Origin of the sequence: Staphylococcus sp. GDX8P54P (genome assembly GCF_017893165.1) — a bacterium.
GTDB classification, from domain to species: Bacteria; Bacillota; Bacilli; order Staphylococcales; family Staphylococcaceae; genus Staphylococcus; species Staphylococcus borealis.
The window spans coordinates 76,141-99,057 of sequence record NZ_JAESMM010000033.1 but is presented as its reverse complement, the minus strand read 5'-3'; the positions used below and the strand labels follow the sequence as shown (position 1 = coordinate 99,057).

At 34.2% G+C, this 22,917-nt stretch carries 20 protein-coding genes and 1 pseudogene; 4 read left to right on the top strand and 17 right to left on the bottom strand.

Annotated features, from left to right (window positions below; translation table 11 throughout):
• Position 1: 1 nt before the first annotated feature.
• The 6 genes from KA909_RS11015 to KA909_RS10990 form a co-directional block, all read right to left on the bottom strand.
• Complete coding sequence (locus KA909_RS11015) at positions 2 to 1,282, bottom strand: MFS transporter (protein WP_312883894.1); 1,281 nt, start codon at positions 1,280 to 1,282, stop codon at positions 2 to 4.
• Between the two features lie 34 nt (positions 1,283 to 1,316).
• Positions 1,317 to 2,927 carry a xylulokinase gene (locus KA909_RS11010; protein WP_210130208.1) on the bottom strand — a complete coding sequence of 537 codons (1,611 nt, stop codon included), beginning with the start codon at positions 2,925 to 2,927 and terminating at the stop codon, positions 1,317 to 1,319.
• A 181-nt stretch (positions 2,928 to 3,108) separates the two neighbouring features.
• Positions 3,109 to 4,143: an SDR family oxidoreductase gene (locus KA909_RS11005; protein WP_193838731.1), complete on the bottom strand. Its 1,035-nt coding sequence runs from the start codon at positions 4,141 to 4,143 to the stop codon at positions 3,109 to 3,111.
• A gap of 140 nt (positions 4,144 to 4,283) precedes the next feature.
• A complete protein-coding gene (locus KA909_RS11000) occupies positions 4,284 to 4,811 on the bottom strand; it encodes a YfiT family bacillithiol transferase (protein WP_193838730.1) in 528 nt (175 codons plus the stop codon).
• 151 nt (positions 4,812 to 4,962) lie between these two features.
• Complete coding sequence (locus tag KA909_RS10995) at positions 4,963 to 5,202, bottom strand: hypothetical protein (protein WP_193838729.1); 240 nt, start codon at positions 5,200 to 5,202, stop codon at positions 4,963 to 4,965.
• Positions 5,203 to 5,306: 104 nt separating this feature from the next.
• Complete coding sequence (locus KA909_RS10990; RefSeq protein WP_193838728.1) at positions 5,307 to 6,209, bottom strand: LysR family transcriptional regulator; 903 nt, start codon at positions 6,207 to 6,209, stop codon at positions 5,307 to 5,309.
• A gap of 142 nt (positions 6,210 to 6,351) precedes the next feature.
• On the opposite strand from KA909_RS10990, the gene KA909_RS10985 reads away from it, so the two are divergent.
• On the top strand, positions 6,352 to 7,548 hold the full coding sequence (locus KA909_RS10985) for an MFS transporter (protein WP_193838727.1): 1,197 nt from the start codon (positions 6,352 to 6,354) through the stop codon (positions 7,546 to 7,548).
• A gap of 159 nt (positions 7,549 to 7,707) precedes the next feature.
• Here KA909_RS10985 and KA909_RS10980 read toward each other — a convergent pair whose 3' ends face one another.
• From KA909_RS10980 to arsB, 3 genes and pseudogenes are all read right to left on the bottom strand, one after another.
• The gene (locus tag KA909_RS10980) at positions 7,708 to 9,102 is read right to left on the bottom strand and encodes a YfcC family protein (protein WP_193838726.1); all 1,395 of its coding nucleotides are present in this window, start codon (positions 9,100 to 9,102) and stop codon (positions 7,708 to 7,710) included.
• Positions 9,103 to 9,336: 234 nt separating this feature from the next.
• Positions 9,337 to 10,038, bottom strand: coding sequence for an NAD(P)H-dependent oxidoreductase (locus KA909_RS10975; RefSeq protein ID WP_210130207.1), 702 nt, complete (start codon positions 10,036 to 10,038; stop codon positions 9,337 to 9,339).
• Positions 10,039 to 10,508: 470 nt separating this feature from the next.
• Positions 10,509 to 11,798, bottom strand: a pseudogene (arsB, locus tag KA909_RS10970) (arsenite efflux transporter membrane subunit ArsB).
• Between the two features lie 266 nt (positions 11,799 to 12,064).
• Here arsB and KA909_RS10965 point away from each other — a divergent pair.
• A complete protein-coding gene (locus KA909_RS10965) occupies positions 12,065 to 13,672 on the top strand; it encodes a MutS-related protein (RefSeq protein ID WP_193838724.1) in 1,608 nt (535 codons plus the stop codon).
• Positions 13,673 to 13,837: 165 nt separating this feature from the next.
• On the top strand, positions 13,838 to 15,019 hold the full coding sequence (locus KA909_RS10960) for a DUF418 domain-containing protein (protein ID WP_193838723.1): 1,182 nt from the start codon (positions 13,838 to 13,840) through the stop codon (positions 15,017 to 15,019).
• A gap of 91 nt (positions 15,020 to 15,110) precedes the next feature.
• Here the strand turns inward: KA909_RS10960 and KA909_RS10955 are convergent, their stop codons facing one another.
• The 8 genes from KA909_RS10955 to KA909_RS10920 form a co-directional block, all read right to left on the bottom strand.
• Positions 15,111 to 15,662: a DUF805 domain-containing protein gene (locus KA909_RS10955; protein ID WP_193838722.1), complete on the bottom strand. Its 552-nt coding sequence runs from the start codon at positions 15,660 to 15,662 to the stop codon at positions 15,111 to 15,113.
• A 140-nt stretch (positions 15,663 to 15,802) separates the two neighbouring features.
• A complete protein-coding gene (locus KA909_RS10950) occupies positions 15,803 to 16,669 on the bottom strand; it encodes a hypothetical protein (RefSeq protein WP_210130206.1) in 867 nt (288 codons plus the stop codon).
• Positions 16,670 to 16,813: 144 nt separating this feature from the next.
• The gene (locus KA909_RS10945) at positions 16,814 to 17,818 is read right to left on the bottom strand and encodes an N-acetylglucosamine kinase (protein ID WP_193838720.1); all 1,005 of its coding nucleotides are present in this window, start codon (positions 17,816 to 17,818) and stop codon (positions 16,814 to 16,816) included.
• Between the two features lie 13 nt (positions 17,819 to 17,831).
• Positions 17,832 to 18,920 carry a DUF871 domain-containing protein gene (locus KA909_RS10940; protein WP_193838719.1) on the bottom strand — a complete coding sequence of 363 codons (1,089 nt, stop codon included), beginning with the start codon at positions 18,918 to 18,920 and terminating at the stop codon, positions 17,832 to 17,834.
• 294 nt (positions 18,921 to 19,214) lie between these two features.
• Positions 19,215 to 19,532, bottom strand: coding sequence for a PTS lactose/cellobiose transporter subunit IIA (locus KA909_RS10935; RefSeq protein WP_193838718.1), 318 nt, complete (start codon positions 19,530 to 19,532; stop codon positions 19,215 to 19,217).
• A 14-nt stretch (positions 19,533 to 19,546) separates the two neighbouring features.
• Positions 19,547 to 20,842, bottom strand: coding sequence for a PTS sugar transporter subunit IIC (locus KA909_RS10930; protein ID WP_193838717.1), 1,296 nt, complete (start codon positions 20,840 to 20,842; stop codon positions 19,547 to 19,549).
• Positions 20,843 to 20,866: 24 nt separating this feature from the next.
• Entirely contained in the window at positions 20,867 to 21,169 is a 303-nt protein-coding gene (locus tag KA909_RS10925) for a PTS sugar transporter subunit IIB (protein WP_193838716.1), read from the bottom strand.
• Between the two features lie 13 nt (positions 21,170 to 21,182).
• On the bottom strand, positions 21,183 to 22,034 hold the full coding sequence (locus KA909_RS10920; protein ID WP_193838715.1) for a MurR/RpiR family transcriptional regulator: 852 nt from the start codon (positions 22,032 to 22,034) through the stop codon (positions 21,183 to 21,185).
• Between the two features lie 187 nt (positions 22,035 to 22,221).
• On the opposite strand from KA909_RS10920, the gene KA909_RS10915 reads away from it, so the two are divergent.
• Positions 22,222 to 22,896, top strand: a complete 675-nt coding sequence (locus tag KA909_RS10915; protein WP_210130205.1) for a M15 family metallopeptidase — start codon at positions 22,222 to 22,224, stop codon at positions 22,894 to 22,896.
• Positions 22,897 to 22,917 lie beyond the last annotated feature (21 nt).

Sequence of the window (22,917 nt, the reverse complement as noted above, 5' to 3'; positions counted from 1 at the left end):
TTTAATTTGATTGTGAACTAATTGTTGTTTTGACTTGTCTTCCAGGCTGTTGTACTTTCATAAAGAATGTAAGAACAAAGCCTAATACATAAATCACTGCATAAGCCCAAATAGTCACTTCTGCTGAAGCGAAGATGAGCATCACACTTGCAAGTCCATAACCCAGGAAATTACTTAATCCTGCTGCTAGGTTATGTACAGATACTGCGGCACCTTTATGTTCTGGCACCAACGTTGGGAATATAGCTGACATTGGGACGAACGCAGCAACTGCGAAACCAAACATAATCGCAATTAACGTTGTCACGATGATATTAGGCCCACTCCATGATGGGAAGTAATAAAACGCTAATGTGGATACGGCCATACCAATACAACCGAACCAACGGACTTGGCGTACCCAACCAATTTTATCGCCCATAATACCCCAGAATAAGTTTGTGAATATGGTAATAATGTACATTAAGCCCCATACACGTAACCATTCTGACGTAGTGAAACCGAAATCTGCAGTGTAAACATGAGGTAAGAATACAACCAAGCCGAATAATGACAATTGGTTAATAATACGTACGACAAAGGCAACTGCTACATTCTTATTTTTAAGAATGGTAATCCCTCGACCAAACTCTCTTAACATTTCTTTCTTAGTCATATGTTGCGCTTCTACGTCTTTACCTTTTTTATCTTTAACTAAGAACATCGCGATTAATCCGCCAATTAAGATGAAGATTAATGATGACCATAAAGTGCCCATCTCACCAATCACTGGAATTGAAAAGCTTGGTAAATATGAACCTAATACACCTATACCAATTGAATACATTGCCCAGAACCAACCCATGGCTGACGCAAGCTTGTAACTTGGTGAAGAATATGTAATCCATACGACAAAGCTATAAATAAACATTGGATATGCTAAACCACGAATACCATACATGATCATCATCATGGCATAGTTCTGTTGTTCTAAACCAAAGACTAAGAATCCAACATGGAAGACCATCCAAATGATAAATGCGAATGTCATCACACGTCTTGGGCTAAAAATCTCAGCCATCACACCTGATAACCACGAAGCAATTGCTACCACTAAACCGTAAACGGTTAAGACATTACCAGCTTCTGAATTATCAAAGCCCAGGCTCATAATATATTTAGATAAAAACGCCTGTTCCATACCATCTCCGGTCATGAAGATTGCTACGGCAATATAACCCCATATTAATACCATAGGCAATCCTAAAAATTGACGTTCTCGTTTTTCTATCTCGTTCGTCACTTTAATCCCACTTTCTACCTTTGTTTATTAGTTGTTATTTATGTTCTGAATGAAATTGTTCATGCGCAAGACTTTCAAGTGGAATGCCTTGTTTAAAACGTTCTGTATACTGCTCAAAATGTGCAACTTCATCTTCAGTTGGCGTTATAGTCATTGATTCTGTTCCTTTAAATGCGAAATCATTTAAATAAGTTGCTAAATTAGATGTCTTTGTTTCAATCATGTATCTTGCTAAGACAGCGATACCCCAAGCGCCACCTTCACTCGCAGTTTGCATGACACGCACTGGACTATCTAAAGCGGCTGCTAAGAAGGATTGCGCAACTTTTTCAGTCTTAAAGATGCCACCATGACCAAACATTGAATCAATATGAATATTTTCTTTTTCTTTTAGTAAATCAATACCAATTTTCAACGTACTAAACGCGCTATAAATATGCGTTTTCATTAAGTTAGCTAAATTAAAATTGCTATCTACTGATCGTACAAGCATTGGATAGCCATGTTGTACATCAGTAATAAATTCACCTGAAATATAACCAAATGACAATAACTTACCTAAATCATCATCGCCTTTTAAAGCACGTTCAAACAATTTGGTAAATAGTTCACCTTTATCATATTGAACGCCCATCGTTTCAAAAACTTCGCCAAATAAATCAACCCACGCGTTAATATCTGATGTACAGTTATTCGCATGAATCATTGCTACTTCATAACCATCTGGTGTTGTAACAATATCTACCTCTGGATAAACATCTTTGATTGGCTTTTCAAGAACAATCATTGAGAAGATACTTGTTCCTGCCGAAATATTCCCTGTTCTTGGTGCTACACTATTCGTCGCTACCATTCCTGTAGCCGCATCCGCTTCAGGTGCACATAATGGACATCCAGCTTGTAACTCACCGTTCGGGTCTACTAATTTCGCACCCGTTTCCGTAAGACGTCCGGCATACTCTCCTGCTACAACCACTTTAGGCAAGAGGTCTCTTATGTCTTGTGTGTAACCCTTTTCAGAAAATTTCTTATTAAAACGCTGAATAATATCTTCACGATAGTCTTGTGTTTCACTATCAATTGGGAACATGCCTGATGCATCTCCGATACCCAATACTTTCTCATCAGTTAAATACCAGTGTATGTATCCCGCAAGTGTCGTCATATAACGTACTTTCTCAACATGTGCTTCTTGATCTAATGCTGATTGATAAAGTTGCGCAATACTCCAACGTTCTGGAATATTGACTTGGAAATCTTCACGCAATTGTTCAGCTGCTTTATTAGCATTGTTATTACGCCAAGTTCTAAATGGCACGAGTAAATCATCATTGTCATCAAATGGTAAGTAGCCATGCATCATACCACTAATACCTAATGAAGCGAGTTGATGCACCGTCACATCATATTTGTCTTTAAGTTCTTGCGTCATTGCGCCATATGCACGTTGAATACCTACCCACGCGTCATTCATCGAATATGTCCAATAACCGTTACGGTAACTGTTCTCCCACTCAAATGAACCTGTTGCGAGTGTTTGGCATTGATCATCAATCGCTATCGCTTTAATTCGTGTTGATCCGAATTCAATACCAACCGTTAAATGTCCTGCTTCAATAAATTGTTTAATCTCTGTATTATTCATCGTTTCACCTTACTTTTTGTTATGAAAACGTTATCATAGATTTATACTAGCATATGTATTTTTCATGAAACAAGAGAAAAAGTAAGCGCTTTCTAAATTTTGTAAGTAAAAAAACACCTTTATCTTCTAATTACAATATTATAGATAAAGGTGCTACCTTAAATGGCGTATTCACTTATATTTATTTTAAGATGTGGTGTTCTATCATACAATCAACAGATGCTAAGATGGCTTCTTCTTGTGTGTAGTTTGGTGTCCATCCTAGAATTGTTCGTGCTTGTTGGTTACTGACATTTCTATTCATTTCAAGTAATAACTTTCCTTCTTGTGCTTCACTATTAAATCTAGCGCCTAACTTAATCGCAAAATCTGGAATTGTCTTAGTTGAAATTTTGTCTGATAGTTTAGGGCGTTCTTGTTTAATTAATTGTGCAATTTCAGGCATAGTGATTTGTCCATCTGCAGTAGCAATAAAGCGTTTGCCATTGGCTTCAGGTGTCTTCATTGCTAAAACATGCATTAATGCCACATCTCTGACATCGACAATATTCATTGGGATATTAGGGATACGTTTCATTTTGCCACTGGCGATATTCTCTACAAATTGGAAGCTCAATGACATATGTTGATTCAACGAAGGACCAAGTATTGCCACGGGATTGATGGTCGCAAATTCAATATGATTTTCAGTCGCTTTAACAAAGTCCCATGCTGCGCGTTCTGCAATCAATTTAGATTTTTCATACACAGAAAGTCCTTTTTCATTAGGGTCAGTCCAATATGCTTCTGTTGTCACACTCGACTTATCTTTATTACTAAATCCAACTGCCCCAAAGTTTGCTGTCATAATGACACGTTTGACATCTGTCTTCTCAGCAGCTCTTAAAATACGTTGAATCCCTTCAACTGCTTGTTTATTAATGGAGTGTTCATCGGTCACACTTACACTCCCCATTACTACAGGCGAAGCGACACTCATCACATATGTACAATCTTCCATAGCTTCTTCCCAGTTATCATCTTTAGATAAATCCGCTTCAACAAACGCTAGGTTTTGCGTGTCAATTTGTTGTGCTTTCAATGTTTCAAGTACCGTTTCTTTCTTAGACAATGAACGAATTGTTGCACGTACGCCATAATCTTGTTTTAACAACTCTGCGACTATACGCAAACCTAAGAAGCCTGTACCTCCAGTTACTAAAACTTGTTCCTTCATGAAACTTCCTCCCCTATCTATCTCTTAGTAAGTTCAGATTATAACAGTTTTATACTTTTAGTATGCGTATTAACACTTACTTTTGATAAAGTTCATTCTTAGGTTGTAGAGACTTCTTCATATAATTATTTTTGAACACTTTATGCTTGTGACACATCTTGGTCTGATAAAGCAATCTTGATGTGTTCTAGATGATGACGCTCATGCCATGATAATTTTGCCAATAATTCTGAAACTGGTACTTGGCTACCATCTGAAAGCTTAATCGAACGTTTTAAATCATCTTCTGTAACATGATTCCCCATTTCAACAATGCGTTGATTGAGCCCATCTAAAATATTCATTGATACTTGGATAGGTAAATTTGAATCTGGTAGTTCAGCCCAACGTTCTTGATCAAACATATATGCTGTTATCTGTGTCTCAGTAAGCGCCATTTTTAATCTTTCATATAAATTAATTTGAGAGTCTGCGATATGATGTACTAATTGTCTGACTGTCCAACTGCCTTCTCGATAACGACGTGCTAATTGCGCATCAGTTAACGAATTGACCGTTGCACTAAGATGGTCAATATACACTTCTATGTCACTCATCCATTCCTTCACATCGACTAATGACGGGTTACTAGGTGCTTCAAATTCTCCTATCGGAAATCTTACGTCCATGATAAATCCCCCTTAGTTATCTTTCGTTATACCTTCTATTTACCCTTAATAAGACGTAATAAAAAGAAGCGACCACAGAAATTAATGTTATCGATTAATTTCTGTAGCCGCTATCTTATATAAATTCAAAATATATGATTTTCTCACACGCTTATGCTAGTAATAACGGGCTTGAGAAAATAACTAAAAATACAATATTTAAAATCAACATTGTAATATTAATGGCTTTGTTGCCTTTCAAGATGCCTAAAACACTCGCAATAATAGCTAATAACATGACGAACAATCCTGGAAGAAACCAGAACATGCTAGTAAACATAATTGAAACTACTAATAGAAATGATAATAAGCATAAAATACCTGAAACTAAGTTAATGTTATTTAAATTCATAAGTTGCTCCTTTCAATCGGTGTTACACAGTATTATATACTAAAATTTATTTAAATTGAGCAAAATTTTTATAACAAAATCGACACATCTTTGTCATATGTTGTTTACAACGTCTTATAGTCTTTTAAATAATTAATAAATTCAAGCACGGTTGGATCATTTTGATGTTCTTGATGTGTGATGGCTACAAAGTCAACTGTATAATCGAAAGATCGTCCTAAAGGTAACGCTTTAATCAATTCATTGTTTAAAAAAGGCTCATTCTCAACCATAAAGCTTGATACAATACCGACACCTAGCCCTTCAGCAACAGTTCTCATTAAGACAATTGGATTATTTGTACGGAAGACAATCTTCAAATCTCCATTCGCTTCTTGAAATTTCTTTAAATGATGATGATAAAAGCTACGATCATATAAGACAAATGGGTACGCTTTAATATCCTCAAGATCCACGGTTTCTTTAAACGAAAGTTTCGATTTAGCTGGCACGATCAATTTAAAATTCGAACCAAAATAAAGCGGAAATTCAATAATATGATTTGATATTTCAGAATGATTGGTCTTACCTATCAATCCTAAATCAATATCATGGTCTTCAATCATTCTTAATATATCTTCTTTGTCAGATTCAATGACTTCGATGTCTACATTGGGATGATCTTTTTTAAATTGAGAGAGTACTTTAGGAAGTAATTTATGGAACAAGGTTGGATTCGTAGCAATTTTAATTCTACCTTCAAAATGTGTTTCAATACTATCAACTTCTGAAAGCAGCGCCTGTTTGGCTTCAATAATATCTAACATTTTAGGAATGAGACGTTTACCGATTTCTGTAGGTACTGTCCCTTTTCTAGAACGATAAAATAATTTATAACCTAATTCTTCTTCTAAATGCGCTATAGATTGGCTCATTGCTGATTGACTAATGTGCATACGTTCACTGGCATGAATCATAGATTCCTGTTCATACACTGTTTTAACATAACTCAATTGTTCGAAATTCATATATACCCCTTTATATCAGTTCTACTTATATTAAATTCATTTATTCTAATTATACATTAGTTTTAATTATTTATATAATAAACCATGCGCTTAAAAAACAATATAGAGTCTAAGTCACTCTAACTATTTTAGGAGGGACATGATGGAACATCGCTTATGGACAAAAGATTTTATCTTCGTTACATTAGTGAACTTCTTTATGTATTTAATACATTACATGCTTATCGTAACGGTCACAGCGTTTACTATTGACGAATATCACGCATCTGAAAGCATTGGAGGCTTAGCAGCAGGTGTATTTATTATTGGTATGTTAGGTGGGCGCTTAGGTTCGGGTCGTATCATTGATTACCTCCAACCGAAATCGATATTATTTTATAGTGTCATCGCTTCAGTGGTCGCAATTGCTTTATACTTCACTATTACGAATATATGGATTCTCATGTTAGTTCGTTTCATACATGGCATTGCTTTTGGATTCGCATCAACAGCAACTGGCACAATTTCCTCAAGAATTATTCCTGAAGCACGTAAAGGTGAAGGTATCGGTTATTATGGATTAAGTGTGACATTAGCGTCAGCTTTAGGACCATTTTTCGGGTTAATTTTAAATCAGCGTCTAGGTTTTTCTTCTATCTTTACGATTAGTTTAATCAGTATCGTAATTGCTTTAGTTTTCACTACTTTTGTTAAAAGGCTTCCAATCAATATCGCCTCAAACAAAGATGAAGCGAATGCTCAACCTAAAGGCATTCACGCTTATTTACAACGAGAAGCCTTACCGATTTCAATGGTTACAATGTTGGTTGGCATAGCTTATTCAAGTGTGCTATCTTTCTTATCCATTTATGCCGAGTTACTAAATTTAGTTACTGCAGCAAGTTATTTCTTTGTTGTATATGCCTTAGCGACATTTGTAACCCGACCTTTCACTGGTAAAATTTATGATCATTATGGTGAAAATAAAGTAATGTATCCAGTTATGATTAGCTTTGTAGTTGGTTTAGTTATATTGAGTATGACAACCTCATCATTATTTTTACTTATATCAGCAGCATTTATCGGCTTTGGTTATGGCACCATTATTCCCACTGCACAAGCCATTGCAATTCAGCAATCTCCTAAGCACAAAATGGGGTTAGCAACATCAACCTATTTTATTTTCGTAGATTTCGGTGCCGGTATGGGACCATTTATACTTGGACTAATCATTCCATTTATGGGATATCGCAACTTATATTTAGCCATGGCTCTACTATTAGCCGTCGCAATTATTGTGTATTATATCGTCCATGGTAAACATCATAAACATCCATTCAATACAACAGTAGACAACTAATTGATCATATGAAACAAGCGCGTTTCTGTAATGTTAGGAACGCGCTTACCCATTGTTATGACAGCATTCACTAGACACACTTCCCTCTAACTTCAGACAAACGTCAGTCTTGCCTCATTTTATTTTCACACTGTTTATATCTAGATTTAAATACACATTTTAATATCCAATTATAAGTGCCACCGACATGGCTACTGCACAAATAACCACCCAAAGCAGTATCAATTTCCATACAAATTTTATCCATTGTGTATAGGTAATACGTCCAACAGCTAGCGCACCCATTAAGATTGCTGACGTTGGGAATAAAATATTGCTTATTGAATCTCCATATTGGAAAGCAAGGACAGTTAACTGACGATTAATATGAAGCAAATCCGATATTGGTACCATTAAGGGCATGGTTGTTAATGCTTGTCCTGATCCAGATGGTATAAAGAAATTAAGTAGAAACTGCAATATAAACATCGCAATAATAACAAATGAAGCTGGTATATCTGACAACAGCATTGTCATACCATGAACAATCGTATCGATGATTTTGCCATTTTCCAAAATAACAACAATACCTTTAGCGAATCCAACAATCATTGCACCAAATAAAATATTTTGCATCCCTTCGATTAAAGCATCAAATGTGCCATTTAAACCGAGTCCACTTACTAAACCAGCAATCATACCTGCAAGTAAGAAATTGGCACTCATTTCATTAAATGTCCAATCAAATACAAATATTCCAAATACATTAAATAAAATTGTAGCAACGATAATCAATAAGCTTGCTGCTTGTCGTTTACTAAAATGTTGGTAAGTAACTTCTTGTACTGTATGTCCTTCTTCTTTTTCGAGCTCATACACAATACTCTTAGATTTATCTTTCTTCACTTTATTAGCGTATAACATCACTGTTGAAATGGCGGCGGTTAAGATAAATAAATAGATAATCGTACGTAAGCCCCAGCCTGAGAACATGGGTAATTCAGCGACAGTTTGAGCTACCCCAACTGTGAATGGATTTAACATCCCTCCACTGAAACCACTCGCAGCACCTAAAATCACCATAGCTGCACCTGTTAAAGCATCGTATCCTAATGTGCGTGCGATGATGATTCCAATTGGTACAAAGATAATCGTTTCTTCTGCTAAACCAATTGTAAACCCTAATATTGAAAATACCGTCATCGTTAACGGAATCATAAGAAAGTTGGCCTTTCCTAGCATTCTCATTGCTTTGTTAACACCATTTTCAAAAGCACCTGTCTTATGAATAATGCCAAAGGCGCCACCCACAAGGAATATGTAGAATACGATCTCTCCACCACTAATCAAACCTTCAGGAATGGCTCTGAATATTTCGAGAAAATTGACATTTGCCGATTCTACCGTATGGTATGTTCCTGAAACGACAAGCGTTTGGTCACCCTTCTTTTCACGTGCATACTCACCAGCAGGAATGATATATGTTAGCAACCAAGCTAGAAAAATGACAAACATTAATAATGCATATGTATGCGGCGTCTTAAACTTAAATGTCTTCCGTTTCTTCTCTTCCATGACTCATCAGCACCTTATATAGAATATTACTATCATTCACTCAATGATTATTTACATCATACCCTATTTACAATCAGATATACTATTACAATTTAAATTACATTTGTTATTGTTGTTATTTCATACGTGTGCTAGCAGGCTTTGAAAATTGGTGAACTAAAAAAGTATCGGGAGTGACACAGTATTCTATTTGAATTCACTGCGCCACGCCCGATACTTCTAACTACCAAACATTTATTTTAATTGGCCATTATCATCGAAATCGGCTAATTTAGGATATTTAATTCTAGGAATTGCATCAATATTTTTTAATTTTTCGGCTAATTGTTCAAGATAGTCGTGTCTTACTGCTTCACTATGACTTACTTGATAAGCGATAAATGGTTCTAACGGTGTCATTCCAGAAAAATAAATCATGCCGTGATTAATATGGAATAGTACTTGTTCGTGTATATCTCCTGAGAAACCATTGGCAGTATAACTGCCTTCGGGTGAACCCGTTGTCGTTGAAATCATTGCGATTTTATCAGTCAAGCGTGCTTTATCGTAACGGTCATATTCTCCACCGTAAATGCCACCAAAAATAAAGATTTTATCAAACCAACCTTTAAGAATAGCTGGAACACTAAACCACCATAATGGAAATTGGAAAATGACTAAGTCAGCCCATAATAATTTTTCAAATTCTCCCTTAATCACTGATGTCAGTTCATCGTTATCATAGGCATGTTTTTGCTCCACTGCATATTTGAAGAAGTCAGGATCTGTCAGATTTTCAAAATCCTCTTTTCGAGCTACTGGATCAAAGTTCATTGCATATAAATCGGAAACTTTAACTTCATGACCTTGTGCCTCTAATGTTTCTACAGCTTTATCTTTTAATGCACCATTGAACGACTTTGGTTCAGGATGGGCGTATACAATTAATGCTTTCACACTCTCACCTCTATAGAATTGGTATAGTTATAGATTTAAGATACTATGACACCATCATTTCACCAAAAGTTATGCTCGTTTTAATGTCATTAACATGTTTTTTAACTAAGTTTTTAAAAGGCATAAAAAAATGAGATAGACGGATCATAGACGACACATCCGCTATCTCACTTAAGTCACTAGTACTAGACGCTCAAAGGTCTTCTAATGACAATTTATGTATATTCAATTATGTATATATCTAAGCCTTATATTACAAGGAGGTTAGACTGCAAGATGTATAAAAGTTAGTCATTAACTGTTTGAATGGTCGAATTATACTTTAACATTTTGGGATGGCGAGCAATCTAACTTCTCTTGAATATACTTTTAACATGTTATCAGATGATTTAAACCTGATGTCCATCTATTCTTAAAAGCTACGTATCAATGCCTAACTGTCATATCCCTCTTAAAATATGATTGCTATGTTAAAAAATGAGTAATGTCAGAAACAGACCTAACAACGTCATAAAGAGTACAGGAATTGTAATAACGATGCCCGTTCTAAAGTAGACACCCCATGATATTTTAACGTCTTTTTGAGCCAAAACGTGAAGCCATAACAAGGTGGCTAATGAACCTATAGGTGTTATCTTCGGACCTAAGTCAGAACCTATGACGTTAGCGTAAATCATACCTTCTTTAAGCATACCTGTTACTTGTGATTGATGTATGGCAATCGCATCAATTAAAACAGTCGGTAAGTTATTCATAATGGATGATAGTATTGCGGATATGAAGCCTACACCCATAATACTGGTAAATAGGCCATGCGTAGATATCGATGCGAATATATGCCCTAAGACAGTTGTGATACCCACATTTTTAAGTCCGAAGACGACTAGATACATACCTAGTGAGAAAATCACGATATTCCATGGCGCACCTTTGATGACTTTTCTAGTAGAAACAACGTCTGATTGACGTGCCAAGAGTAAGAAAATAATGGCGACAAAGCCGGCTATTAGAGACACTGGTACGTGTATGAACTCGCTGACAAGATAACCTATTAGGAGTATTGCTAAAACAAGCCAAGACATACGGAATAGTTTCTGATCTTTGATTGCAGTATTAGGACTTTGAACCTTTTGAATATCGACTGTCTTCGGAATAGACGTTCGGAAATACAGCCAAAGGACAATGATGCTTGCAATTAATGAAAATATATTGGGCATAAACATACGACTCAAATATTCTACAAAACCAATATTAAAATAATCCGCTGAAACGATGTTCACTAAGTTACTTACTGTAAATGGTAATGACGTTGTATCCGCGATAAAACCACTTGCGATAACAAAAGGAAAGATGACTTTCTTATTGAAGCCAAGATGACGTACCATAGCTAACACAATTGGCGTTAGAATCAGCGCAGCACCATCATTCGCAAAGAAAGCTGCGACAATCGCACCGAGAATCATGATGTACACAAACATTCTGAAACCGTCACCTTTAGATGCTCGAACCATATGTAAGGCAGCCCACTCAAAGAAACCTATTTCATCAAGAATCAATGAGATTAAAATGACCGCCACAAATGTTAGCGTCGCATTCCAAACAATATGCGTTACTTCTACAATATCTGACCAACCCACAACCCCAGTAATGAGTGCTAAAACTGCGCCTATAACGGCCGTTATTCCTATATCTAATCCTTTCGGTTGTCAGATGACAAAAATGAGCGTTATGACAAAAATAGTGATTGCTAGAAATGTCATCATATACATTCACCATGGCACACGCACATGTTATAGTTCATTAAATTATATGTAGATGCTATTTGTTTCTCTATCATATCAACCAAAGCCTCCTATACCATTATTAAGCATATCACGAGCTATGACGTGAAATCTATGTGACAAAGGTTATCTGAGTAATCCTATATTATTTTTATACTGATATAGCGTGATTTATCTATTTTTGTTAATTACATCATATTATGAAATAATTGCATAAACGAATTAAATTTTTAAGGAGTTTAGTTATGAATATTTATCAGACTTATGCATTATTGGTGATTGGCATCATCATTCTGGGGTTAATTGTGAATATTGCTTTGAGCATATCAGACAAGCGAAAGTTGATTCATCATATACATACACTTTGGCGTAATAAGAAGCCAATTGAGAACTTTATACGTCCAAATGCTCGTTTCGATTATCAATTTGAGCTCAAGCGTGATCAGCACGACAATCTTATTGACGATAAAACATGGTCAGATTTAAATATGGAGGAAATCTTCCATCGCAGTAACTTTAACTTCACAGCTATTGGAGAAATGCGTTGGTTCGCTACATTGCGCAATATGTTTAAGGTTAATGACCATCAACTCTTAGACTACTTTAATAACAATGAAACTTTTAGAGTTAATGTATCTTATCATCTCGCTTCTATCGGAAAAGTGGTTTATCCTATCTTTCCAGATCAACTTAAACCGATTAAACGTAATAATTTATTTATGATATGTCCATTCTTACCATTGATTGGCATTATTATCATTCTATTTTCGCCATCAAATGGTGTACTTATAACTATTTTCGCAGTGCTATTGAATATTATTTTATCTGGTAGTCTTAAACGCACGTATGATCAAGATTTAAAGTCACTATTCTACACAGCAAAAGTACTTAAAGAAGGCTATCATCTTGACCAAATCGAAGGCACACCAGAAGTTAAGACGAACTTTAATCACTTTAAAGGTGCGCGTCTATTTAGCGGTCTACTTGGCAAAGTGGGCGATCAAGATATTGGCGGCGCATTTATCATGTTAATCAAGATGGCATTTATGGTTGACTACTTCCTCTTTCATATCATCCAGCATACGTATTATCGATATCAAGACGAAGTGCTCGCCTGCTATGACTATGTGAGTACCTTAGATAATCACTATTCATTAGCCATGTATCGACGCACATTGGACACATATTGTGAGCCGACTGCCTTTTCAGAAGAACAGAACGTATCATTCACAAACTTAGTTCATCCTTTACTGGACAATGCCGTCCCAAACGACCTCGACATTAAACACAATATTCTATTAACTGGGTCAAATGCATCAGGAAAATCAACATTTATGAAAGCTGTAGCCATTAACATTATCCTTGCACAAACGATTGAAACTGCGACAGCCGATACATTTAGCTATCGACCTGGCTTAGTTTATACTTCCATGGCAAATGCCGATGATGTGTTATCAGGCGATAGCTACTTTATGGCTGAACTCAAATCGATTCGTCGCTTATTTGACATAGAAACGATATCGCCCGTTTATTGTTTCATAGATGAAATCTTCAAAGGTACCAATACAACTGAGCGTATTGCGGCTTCAGAATCCGTATTATCGTATTTGAATCATTTGCACAATTACAGAATTGTAGCAGCAACACATGATATCGAACTTTCCGAATTGTTAAAAGACAATTATCATAACTATCACTTTAATGAAACGATTGAAAACAATGAAATTCATTTCGATTATAAGATTAAAACAGGTAAAGCCAATACGCGAAACGCTATTGAATTATTGCGTATTACCCACTTCCCTGACAGCATTTACAAACGTGCCAAAGACCAAGTTAAAGATTTGGATTAACATTGTTTCATGTAAAACATTATCGGCATATGTGGGGTGTTGAGCTTAAATTATACTCTCATCACCCCACTACTTTGTTGTGATATTAATTATTTAAGATAGATTTAAGGTGCATTTATGCTAGATTTTATCATTATTGTTTACTGTATGTATTGAGGTGACATTATGAAACGTATTACATTTGCTGACAGTTTAAGAGGTTTCAGCTTATTAGGTATATTTCTTGCTAATTTACTTATATTTCAATTTAGTTTATCCGGCAAAGACTACATCGAACATTTCCATTTAAGTCCCATCAACCAAGTCATATTCAATCTTATCATTATACTTGTTGAAGAGAGCTTTTTACCTATTTTTGCCATATTATTTGGCTTTTCGATGGATAAGTTGTATCAGTCTATGAAATTAAAAGGATTACCCCGACCTAGATTAAAATTATTACGTCGTGCCATTTTCTTACTGATTTTAGGCTTTATACATGCATCTTACATATGGGAAGGCGATATCTTAACCGCTTATAGTTTAGCGATGTTATGTGTCATCCCTTTCATTTCACTTAGTACGAAAGCCTTTAAATGGTTTAATATTATCATCATTTCTCTCGTCTTCATCATGGGCTTTTGGTCTATGTTTGATGATTCACAATCGTCTACAACATCCGACAATCATGATGCTGCTGCTTATATCCATAAGGTACAGCAGATTTACGCACAAGGTAGTTATGACGACATTCATCATGTAGATGACATTGCGCCATCTCCTAAATTTGCAGAATTAAAAGATCAATTAGGTGATAATAAGAGCGCCATCTTCTTGGTAGCCATCCTTTTTGAGGTACCGTTATTTACTTTAGGCATCTTTCTTTCTAGATCTGGTTGGTTCGAAAAAGATGCAAGACACTTTTGGTCGTCGAAATTATTCATATACCTGATACCAATAGCGATTATTGCCAAATCAACCATACTTTGGTTAAATAACGATGCAATTCCCGGTGTACTCCTTGCTATGTTTGGACCTGTTTTATCATTTGGTTATATGAGTTTATTTAAATATTTATATCAACGTCATGGGAAACATCCTATCTTTAAAGGTTTAGAAAATGCCGGCAAAATCTCGCTCACCGTTTATATTACTCAAAGTATTATCGGTACACTTATTTTCTATAGTTACGGTCTAGGATTATTTGGCAAAGATATACTCATCTATACCAGCATTTTATTTATTGTGATTTATATTCTTTTAGTTGTATTAGCAACATTACATCAAAGACACTTCCGCTATGGTCCATTAGAATATCTTCTACGTATGTTCACTTATTGGAAATGGCATGTAGGTAAGCGAAAATAGACATACTAAAAAAGGTTCAACGTGGTTATAATGATAAACTACACGTTGAACCTTAATTTATATCGCTAAAAGCATTTTTTAAAACAATGAATTATTCATAATGTCCTTTAAACTTAGGACTTACTCCATATTTATTCTTATTAAATTTACTATTTAAACATGTAATCACTAATTGATAAATTGAAATAGCAAATTGAACGAGTGCAAGAAGAAGAATAAACAATAATGCCCAACCATTGTCACCGTTAGGGTCATTAATATCCCAAATCAATTGGCTAATAAAAGATATCACACCTAATATAACCGATAAAATTGGAATAAGCATCGTACGGTCGGTGTCATGGAAGCGTCTGACTGTCAATGCTAAATTCGGAATGAAAGTAATAATTGCATATAAAATCATATAAATGATTGTGCCAACTAACATGACTATACTTACTATCGATAACGCGTCAGATTCTAATGCTACTGAGAACATAATCATGATTAAAGCAGCAATATAAAGAATAAGTACTGGTCCGTAAAAAATGACATGCCATAATTGCATAAACCAGAATTCACTACGTCTTGAGCGTCCTTTAAAATTAAAATAATTCTTCCAAAATAACTTAAATGCTTCGCCAAAACCTACCTTTGGATTCATAAGCATAAACTCCTTTGTGTGATTTTAATTGCCGTCTTTCCCTTCAGTTTCATCGTACCATACTGACATAATTATAAAACCCTATATAAAAAGTTCTCAGGCTAAATTAATTAACATGAGAACTCTATAATACTGATTTATTAATTTTCTTGTTTAATGACTTTACCATTAGGGGCTAATTTAAGAATTTTATTATTTTTAGTTTTATACGTCCCTAAAATTTCGCCATCTTTATTTCGATAATTGACAATCCAATCGCCACTATGACCAACCATTTTAACATCATCCCATAAATAGTTTGTCTTACCTACCGCAATACCTTCGAAATCTGAAATCATTTGATACACTTGGTTACGGAAATGTGTATTAACTGTTCCTGATTTTTCTAAGTATGCTGCAGATAATGGATTATTGTCTTCTTTATCTTTTTTAGATAATTGATCTACAATATTTATTTTGTCAGTTAATTCTGGTAAAGCTTTGTTATCTTTATTAGCTTTATAAACATCAATGAGTTTGACCTCTTTGCCTTTGCCTAATAAGTCTTTATAATCTAATGAACCCGATTGCATACGTCCAACAAAGATTTTGTCGTTACTCACACCAATCAATGCTTCAAAGTTCCCTTTATTAGGTGATACATTGTAGAAATTCATACCTTTAGGTGCATTATCAATATGTTTTGCATATTTCACAAGTTTGAAATCAACTAGCTTAAAGTTTTTATTACCAGACGCAAGTCTGTATTCATAAATACCTGTTAAAATTTCATTCTTAGTCAATGTATAGCGATCAACATCTTCCACACAGAAGGCAAGAGCCAATTTTTGTTTTTCAGTAAGTTTTGCTACTTCTTTTTCCAACTCTTGGTCTTTTTTAGACTTCTTAGATTTTGTTTGTTCTGCATTAGATTTCGTTTTACTATTATCTTCTTTAGAACCATCATTAGAACCACAAGCTGCAAGTAAAAGTAAAAACACCCCACATATAAATACTAGTTTTTTCATCTATGTCTCCTCATATCATTTGCATTTTTAAAATCAATTAATTATACTATATTTTATTTATAAAAGTGTACTTTGTAAATACTTAATTGAAAGTATTTCTTGCAAAAAAGAAGTGTTCCTTTATCATCTTAGGAACACTCTTTTTTAACTTAATGTATCAATCTCTTTCCAGCTACGTTCAATTGTTTGTTGAATTGTATGAGTAAAACTATTTTCGCTATTTTCTCTTAAAGATAGTGTATAGGCTCCAATCACCGGTGGAAATTTAGGTATTATAATTTCATTACTCGGATAAACTTTTTTTAATTTATTCATAAATGTCTCTTTAAACTGAATATTAGAGAATAGACCTCCACATAATACAATAGGTGGATGATATTGTGACTTATTAATTGAAAGAAACGCACCATTAATTAATTCAATCAATGCGTTCATACTGTTACTAATGATATCTTTAGCAACCATATCACCACTGTTGGCAACCTCAAACACTACTTTAGTTAATGAAGCAATCTCTGATCTCATTTCCATATTTTGATAAACAAACGGAATTATTTCTGTTTCTCGTACCAAGTTTAATTGTTGCTTAACCGCTTCAGTTAATTGAGTTGATTGGCCTCTACCATCATAATTTTTCATTACTGCAGTAAGTGCTTTTTTGCCTATATCATACCCACTGCCTTCATCACCTAGTAAATAACCCCATCCACCGACTCTATTCATTTCATTTGTTTCTTTATTAAAATAATATGATATAGAGCCAGTTCCTGCTATGAGCACAATACCAGAATCTCCAAATGTCCCGGATGCCAAAGCACATATAGCATCATTTTCAACGACAATTTTTATCTTTTGTAATTTGTACGCTTCCAATGATTTTATAATCAGATGTTTTTCTTCTTCTCTCCCAGCACCACTTAATGATAAATAAATCGTATCAATTTCATTTAAGTCTATCTTTGCTTGTTTTCTCAATATAGATATCATATTCATTAATATCTCTTTAACAGTGTCCAAACCTTTAACTTGTATATTTGTAGATTCTGCTAGGGTATGTCCAATAATTTCTCCGTAATTATTACCAATGACACCTTCTGTTTTGGTTCCTCCACCATCAATACCAATATAGTATTTTTTATTAATACTCATTGTTATATCAATCCTATTCTTTCACATTTAATACGAAAGATTCCCAAGGCTCTATCATATCTAATAGAAATTGTTCATTTTCAGTTATTTTACCTATAACATTTTTTACACCATCATTTTCCATATTTTGAAGTGCTATCTGCATTTCTCCCTTATAGTGACCATAAGTTTCGTTGCAAATCAAAATATCTCCTCTTTTAATTTTAGAAGTATTATGAGGCGGGAAATCTTTATCTTTAAAATGTACTCTGCTCATTGTTGAGCGAATAACATACTCTGAGACATCGCCACGATTAAAATGATCTTCTTCTAACACAATCTTTTTTTCTAAACTAGAAATTTCAGGATTTAATTCTATATCAAGCGTAGGCATTGATAAATTAATCTTAGATAATGCGTATAACTCTTCCTCAGAAGCAAATGCGTTACTTATAATAATATCATCGATTAATCCAGTCATTAATAAGTGCTTTGCTTGAACTTCAATAGGTAAATTTCTATGACTTTCTAATGTAGGTAACCCCTCCATTACTTTCCAAGGCCCTACTTTACCGTGTTGAGATGTTACGAATGCCGCAGTCGTCAATTGATGCTGTTTATATGATTCTGAGGTTTTTTTAAAATGCTTAAATGATATGCCTGTATATTTTTGTGGATAAAAATTATGACATCCTATTAACTTATCTCTATCAGGTTTAAAATTTAATACATCATTGATAAATGTTGCACTTGTACTTATATTTAATTCAATAGACATATTTTGCTTATTATGCGTCATTTTCGCTGTTTCTTGAGCAGAAAATCCAGAATCAATTCGAATTCCAGATACACCTAAATCTTTAAAAAATGATAAGTCTAAATTATCTATTTGAAGATCTTTAAATACTTCTCGATTTATATCAGCTATGACCTCCATACCGTTCTCATTAGCATATTTCACTATTTCCTTAAACTTCTCAAAAACTTCACGATCTTCCTGTTTTACTGATAGCAGATTAGTGAATATACGTTTGAAGCCATATTTCACACTGGTATCAATGTAATTCTTCATTCTCTCTAGATCAGATTGTGTAGGGTAAATTGAAATACCTAATCGATGCATTTACTTGCCCTCCTCAGATTTATAAATAACGCCTTTAATTTTTTTATTTTCAAGTAATTGTCTTGACTGTTCAAAAAATAAAATACTATTGAATATGATCAACACGTAAATAACGGTCCATCCGAATGAATTAATCTCATCAAAGATTAAAACTGGAATACCAATAATAAATGGCATAATAATTAAAAGTAACCATCTGTTAATTGCAACCTTCTTAATAATCAACTGTGATAACTTGAAGCAAAAAAATATTAAAAATAATAATCCTAGGATATATAAAAGTCTCATGGAATATCACTTCTCTTCTAACTTTTTGTATAGCTCAATCATTTTTTCAATTAAACTTTTTTCACTTAATGCTGTCATAAGATGATCTTGTGCATGAATCATTAATAACGACGTATCAACTTTTTCACCATTAATTTCATCTTGTATTAAACGTGTTTGTGTTTTATGAGCCTCTGCCATTTCTCTCTCTGATTCATCAAGAAATTTTTCCGCTTCTTCAAAGTTGCCTTCAGTAGCACTGTTTAATGCCTCATAAGCTAAACTTTTTGCATTTCCTCCATGTGCAATAATTTCAAATATCTCTGTTTCATTTTTATTGTCCATAACAATTACCTCTCCTAATCTTTTTCAGTAGCCTCTTCATTAAGACTTTGTTCTTGAGCTAACATTTCACGCTCATATTTTTTAAAGAAAGGATAATAAAGTACAATTGCAATAATGATATTGATTAATACTAATATAAGTGCTTTCCAATCTCCATTAGTCGCAAACAATGCACCAATAGGTCCAGGTAATGTCCACGGTGCTAAGATGGTAATTTTTGCAATTAATCCCAATTTAAAAACGAAGTACGTAATAGTAGTTAAAACTAAAGGAATACATATGAATGGTAAAGCTAGAATTGGATTCATTACTAATGGTGTCCCAAAAATGAGAGGTTCATTTATGTTAAATATACTTGGAATAATTGAGAATCTACCTACTTTTTTAAGATATTCTGATTTAGAGAAAACCATTAATATACACAGACTTAATGTCGCACCTGCGCCTCCAATCCAGACAAACCATTGGAAAAATGGTTCTACAACTATATTTGGTAGTTGTTCTCCCGCTGCTTTAGCATCAATATTTTGATCTAAGAGTGAGAACCAAATTGGTTGGAAAACAGCACCCATGACAGCAACACCATGAATACCTGCAGCCCATAAAAGTACGATAAAGAATACTGGTATCAAAGCGCCTAACAATGAATCTCCTGCAAATTTACCGAGTGGTTCAAATAGCATGTTAACAATCTTATTTAAATCTACATTTAATATCACACGGATAAACCATGAAATAACAATAACTAAAGTAGCCGGAATTAAAGACTCAAAAGATCTGGCAACTGAACTAGGGACTTGTTCAGGCATTTTAATAGTAAAACCAGATTTAATAACTAATCTGCTTATTTCTACTGCAAATATCATAGAAATGATAGCTACAAATAAACCAGACCCTCCCAAATCTGCCATAGGCAATACATATCCAACGGCATCCTTTTTAGCTAATTTATCATCTAAATTCAATGGAATATTCATCATTAGAAACGTTGCTAATGAAAGTAAGCCACCTGAAAGACCATCCATCTTATATGATTTTGATAAGTTATAACCCATACAAAATGCTGCGTATAAAGCCATTAACCCCAACGTCATTCTATTTGCAATCATAATCTTCTCAGCATGTGGTTGTACTAAATCTGCGAGATAGGGTATTGGTGGTGATGCAAACAAAGTGAAGAATGAACCGACGATAATCAATGGTAATGTTGCAATAATACCGTCACGAATGGCAACTAAATGTCTTTGCTCCGATGCTTTTGCCATTGGTGTCATTAATACTTTTTCAAGCCATTGTAATATCTTTTGCATAAGACCATCTCCTAAACATGTATATTAGTTATCGTATTCTTTAATTTGTTTTAAAATTTTGGGTGCACCTATTGGTGTATAACCCATTGGATCAACTACATCAACTGGTTTACCAACTTCTTCTCCCATTTTTTTAAATTTATCTAAACGATGTTTAACTTGTGGGGCAACTAATCCTAAATCATAATGTTCAATTTGATTTTCAAATTCTTCAGATCCTACTGCTTTAATTTCAAGATTATAGTTTTCTTTATCTGCTTGTTTCTTAATTGAATCAACTACCATTGCACTTGACATTCCACCTGAACAAACCATAATTACTTTCATTTAAAACACTCCTCTATTTTAATTTATTGTTTTTTATAGCATTTCTTGTATTCTCTAATTTCTGGCGATTACTTAAATAATCATCACTAGCGATGCAAATATACAAAATATCAATGATGCTTAGCATAGCAATTCTTGAACTCATTGCCCCACTTCGTATCGTTTTTTCGGAAGAACTAACAAACAATTGTACATCTGCTAATTTAGCTATAGAATTATCACCATATTTAGTTATAGAAATAATCTTTGCACCCTTTTCTTTAGCTAATTGCGTAGCGTAGACTATATCTTTAGTTTGACCTGAATTTGATATTGCAATTACAACATCTTCAGAAGATAGGTTAGCGCTTAAAGTAACTTGCTCATCAAAACTACTTCCTACATCACACCAATAATCTATACGCGTTAACTTTTGTTTAAAATCTTGTGCAATAATAGCTGATGCACCAATTCCATAAATACAAGTTTTTCTTGAATTGATAATTAATTCAAAAGCTTGCTTAATACTAACTGTGGATAAAATCCTTTCTGTATCTTTTAAAGTTTTAGTATTGTTATGAAATACTGATTGCGTGACTTCTTCAATTGAATAATCTTCATCAATTTCTGCATAATCGCGTTGTACATTCCCAGGTTCGTTTAAATCAAATGCGATTTTCAATTTTAATTCTTGAAAGCCCTTACATTTCATCTTTTTAGATAACCTAACAATCGTAGCTACGCTTACGTTTGTTAGGTCGGCTAGCTTTTGTACTGAGTAATTAATAATTTCTTCTGGATGTTTAAGAATATACTCTGCAACTCTACGTTCCGAGGGGTTTAAATCGCTTAAAGATGATTCAATAAAAATTAAACTACCATGCAATAAACATCACCTCTAAAAGGAGTAATATTTCACTTCAATTACAATTTACAAAATATTATTACATTTGTCAAAATCTAATTTGTATGTAATTTAGTTATTTTATATCTTATTTCATTTCTTTTTTTATGCTAATCTTACATTGTAAGAATACTCTATTAACAAACTTTTTTGGGAAAGGAATTATATTGTGAAGAAGCTTATTGCAATTTTAATTTTGAGTACTTTAATTTTATGTGCATGTCATGATAATCATGACTCTAAAAGCAAAAATAATCATGAGTCATCACAAAAATCAACTCATCATGTACACAAGAAAGAAATCAAAAATGGTCGAACGTATTATGACGATATTTTAATTGTTAATAAAACAACAAAGCTCCCACCTGATTACAATCCTTGTGAAAACCCGAAAGCGCAACGTGCATTACAACGGATGTTTGCTGATGCTGGCGAAGAGGGTGTAAACCTTTATCAGATAAGTGGTTTCAGAAGTTACCAAACACAAGTGAGTTTGTATCAGCAGTATGTTGCGCGTGATGGCGAACAAGCTGCGAATCGATATAGTGCGCGTCCTGGCACTTCTGAACATCAAAGTGGATTAAGTTATGATGTAGGTGCTATTGGATCAAATTGCAATTTACGCGAATGTTTTGGAGAGACTAAAGAGGGGCAATGGATTGCACGCAATGCTCATAACTATGGTTTTATTGTGCGTTATCCCAAAGGTAAAGAACAGGTAACGGGCTATCAATATGAACCATGGCATCTTCGCTACTTAGGAAAGGACACAGCTACTAAAGTAGCCCAATCTGGCAAAGCCTTAGAAGAATATGTTCATTATAAAAAACGCTCAGAAAGCTAACTTATGACTCTCTGAGCGTTC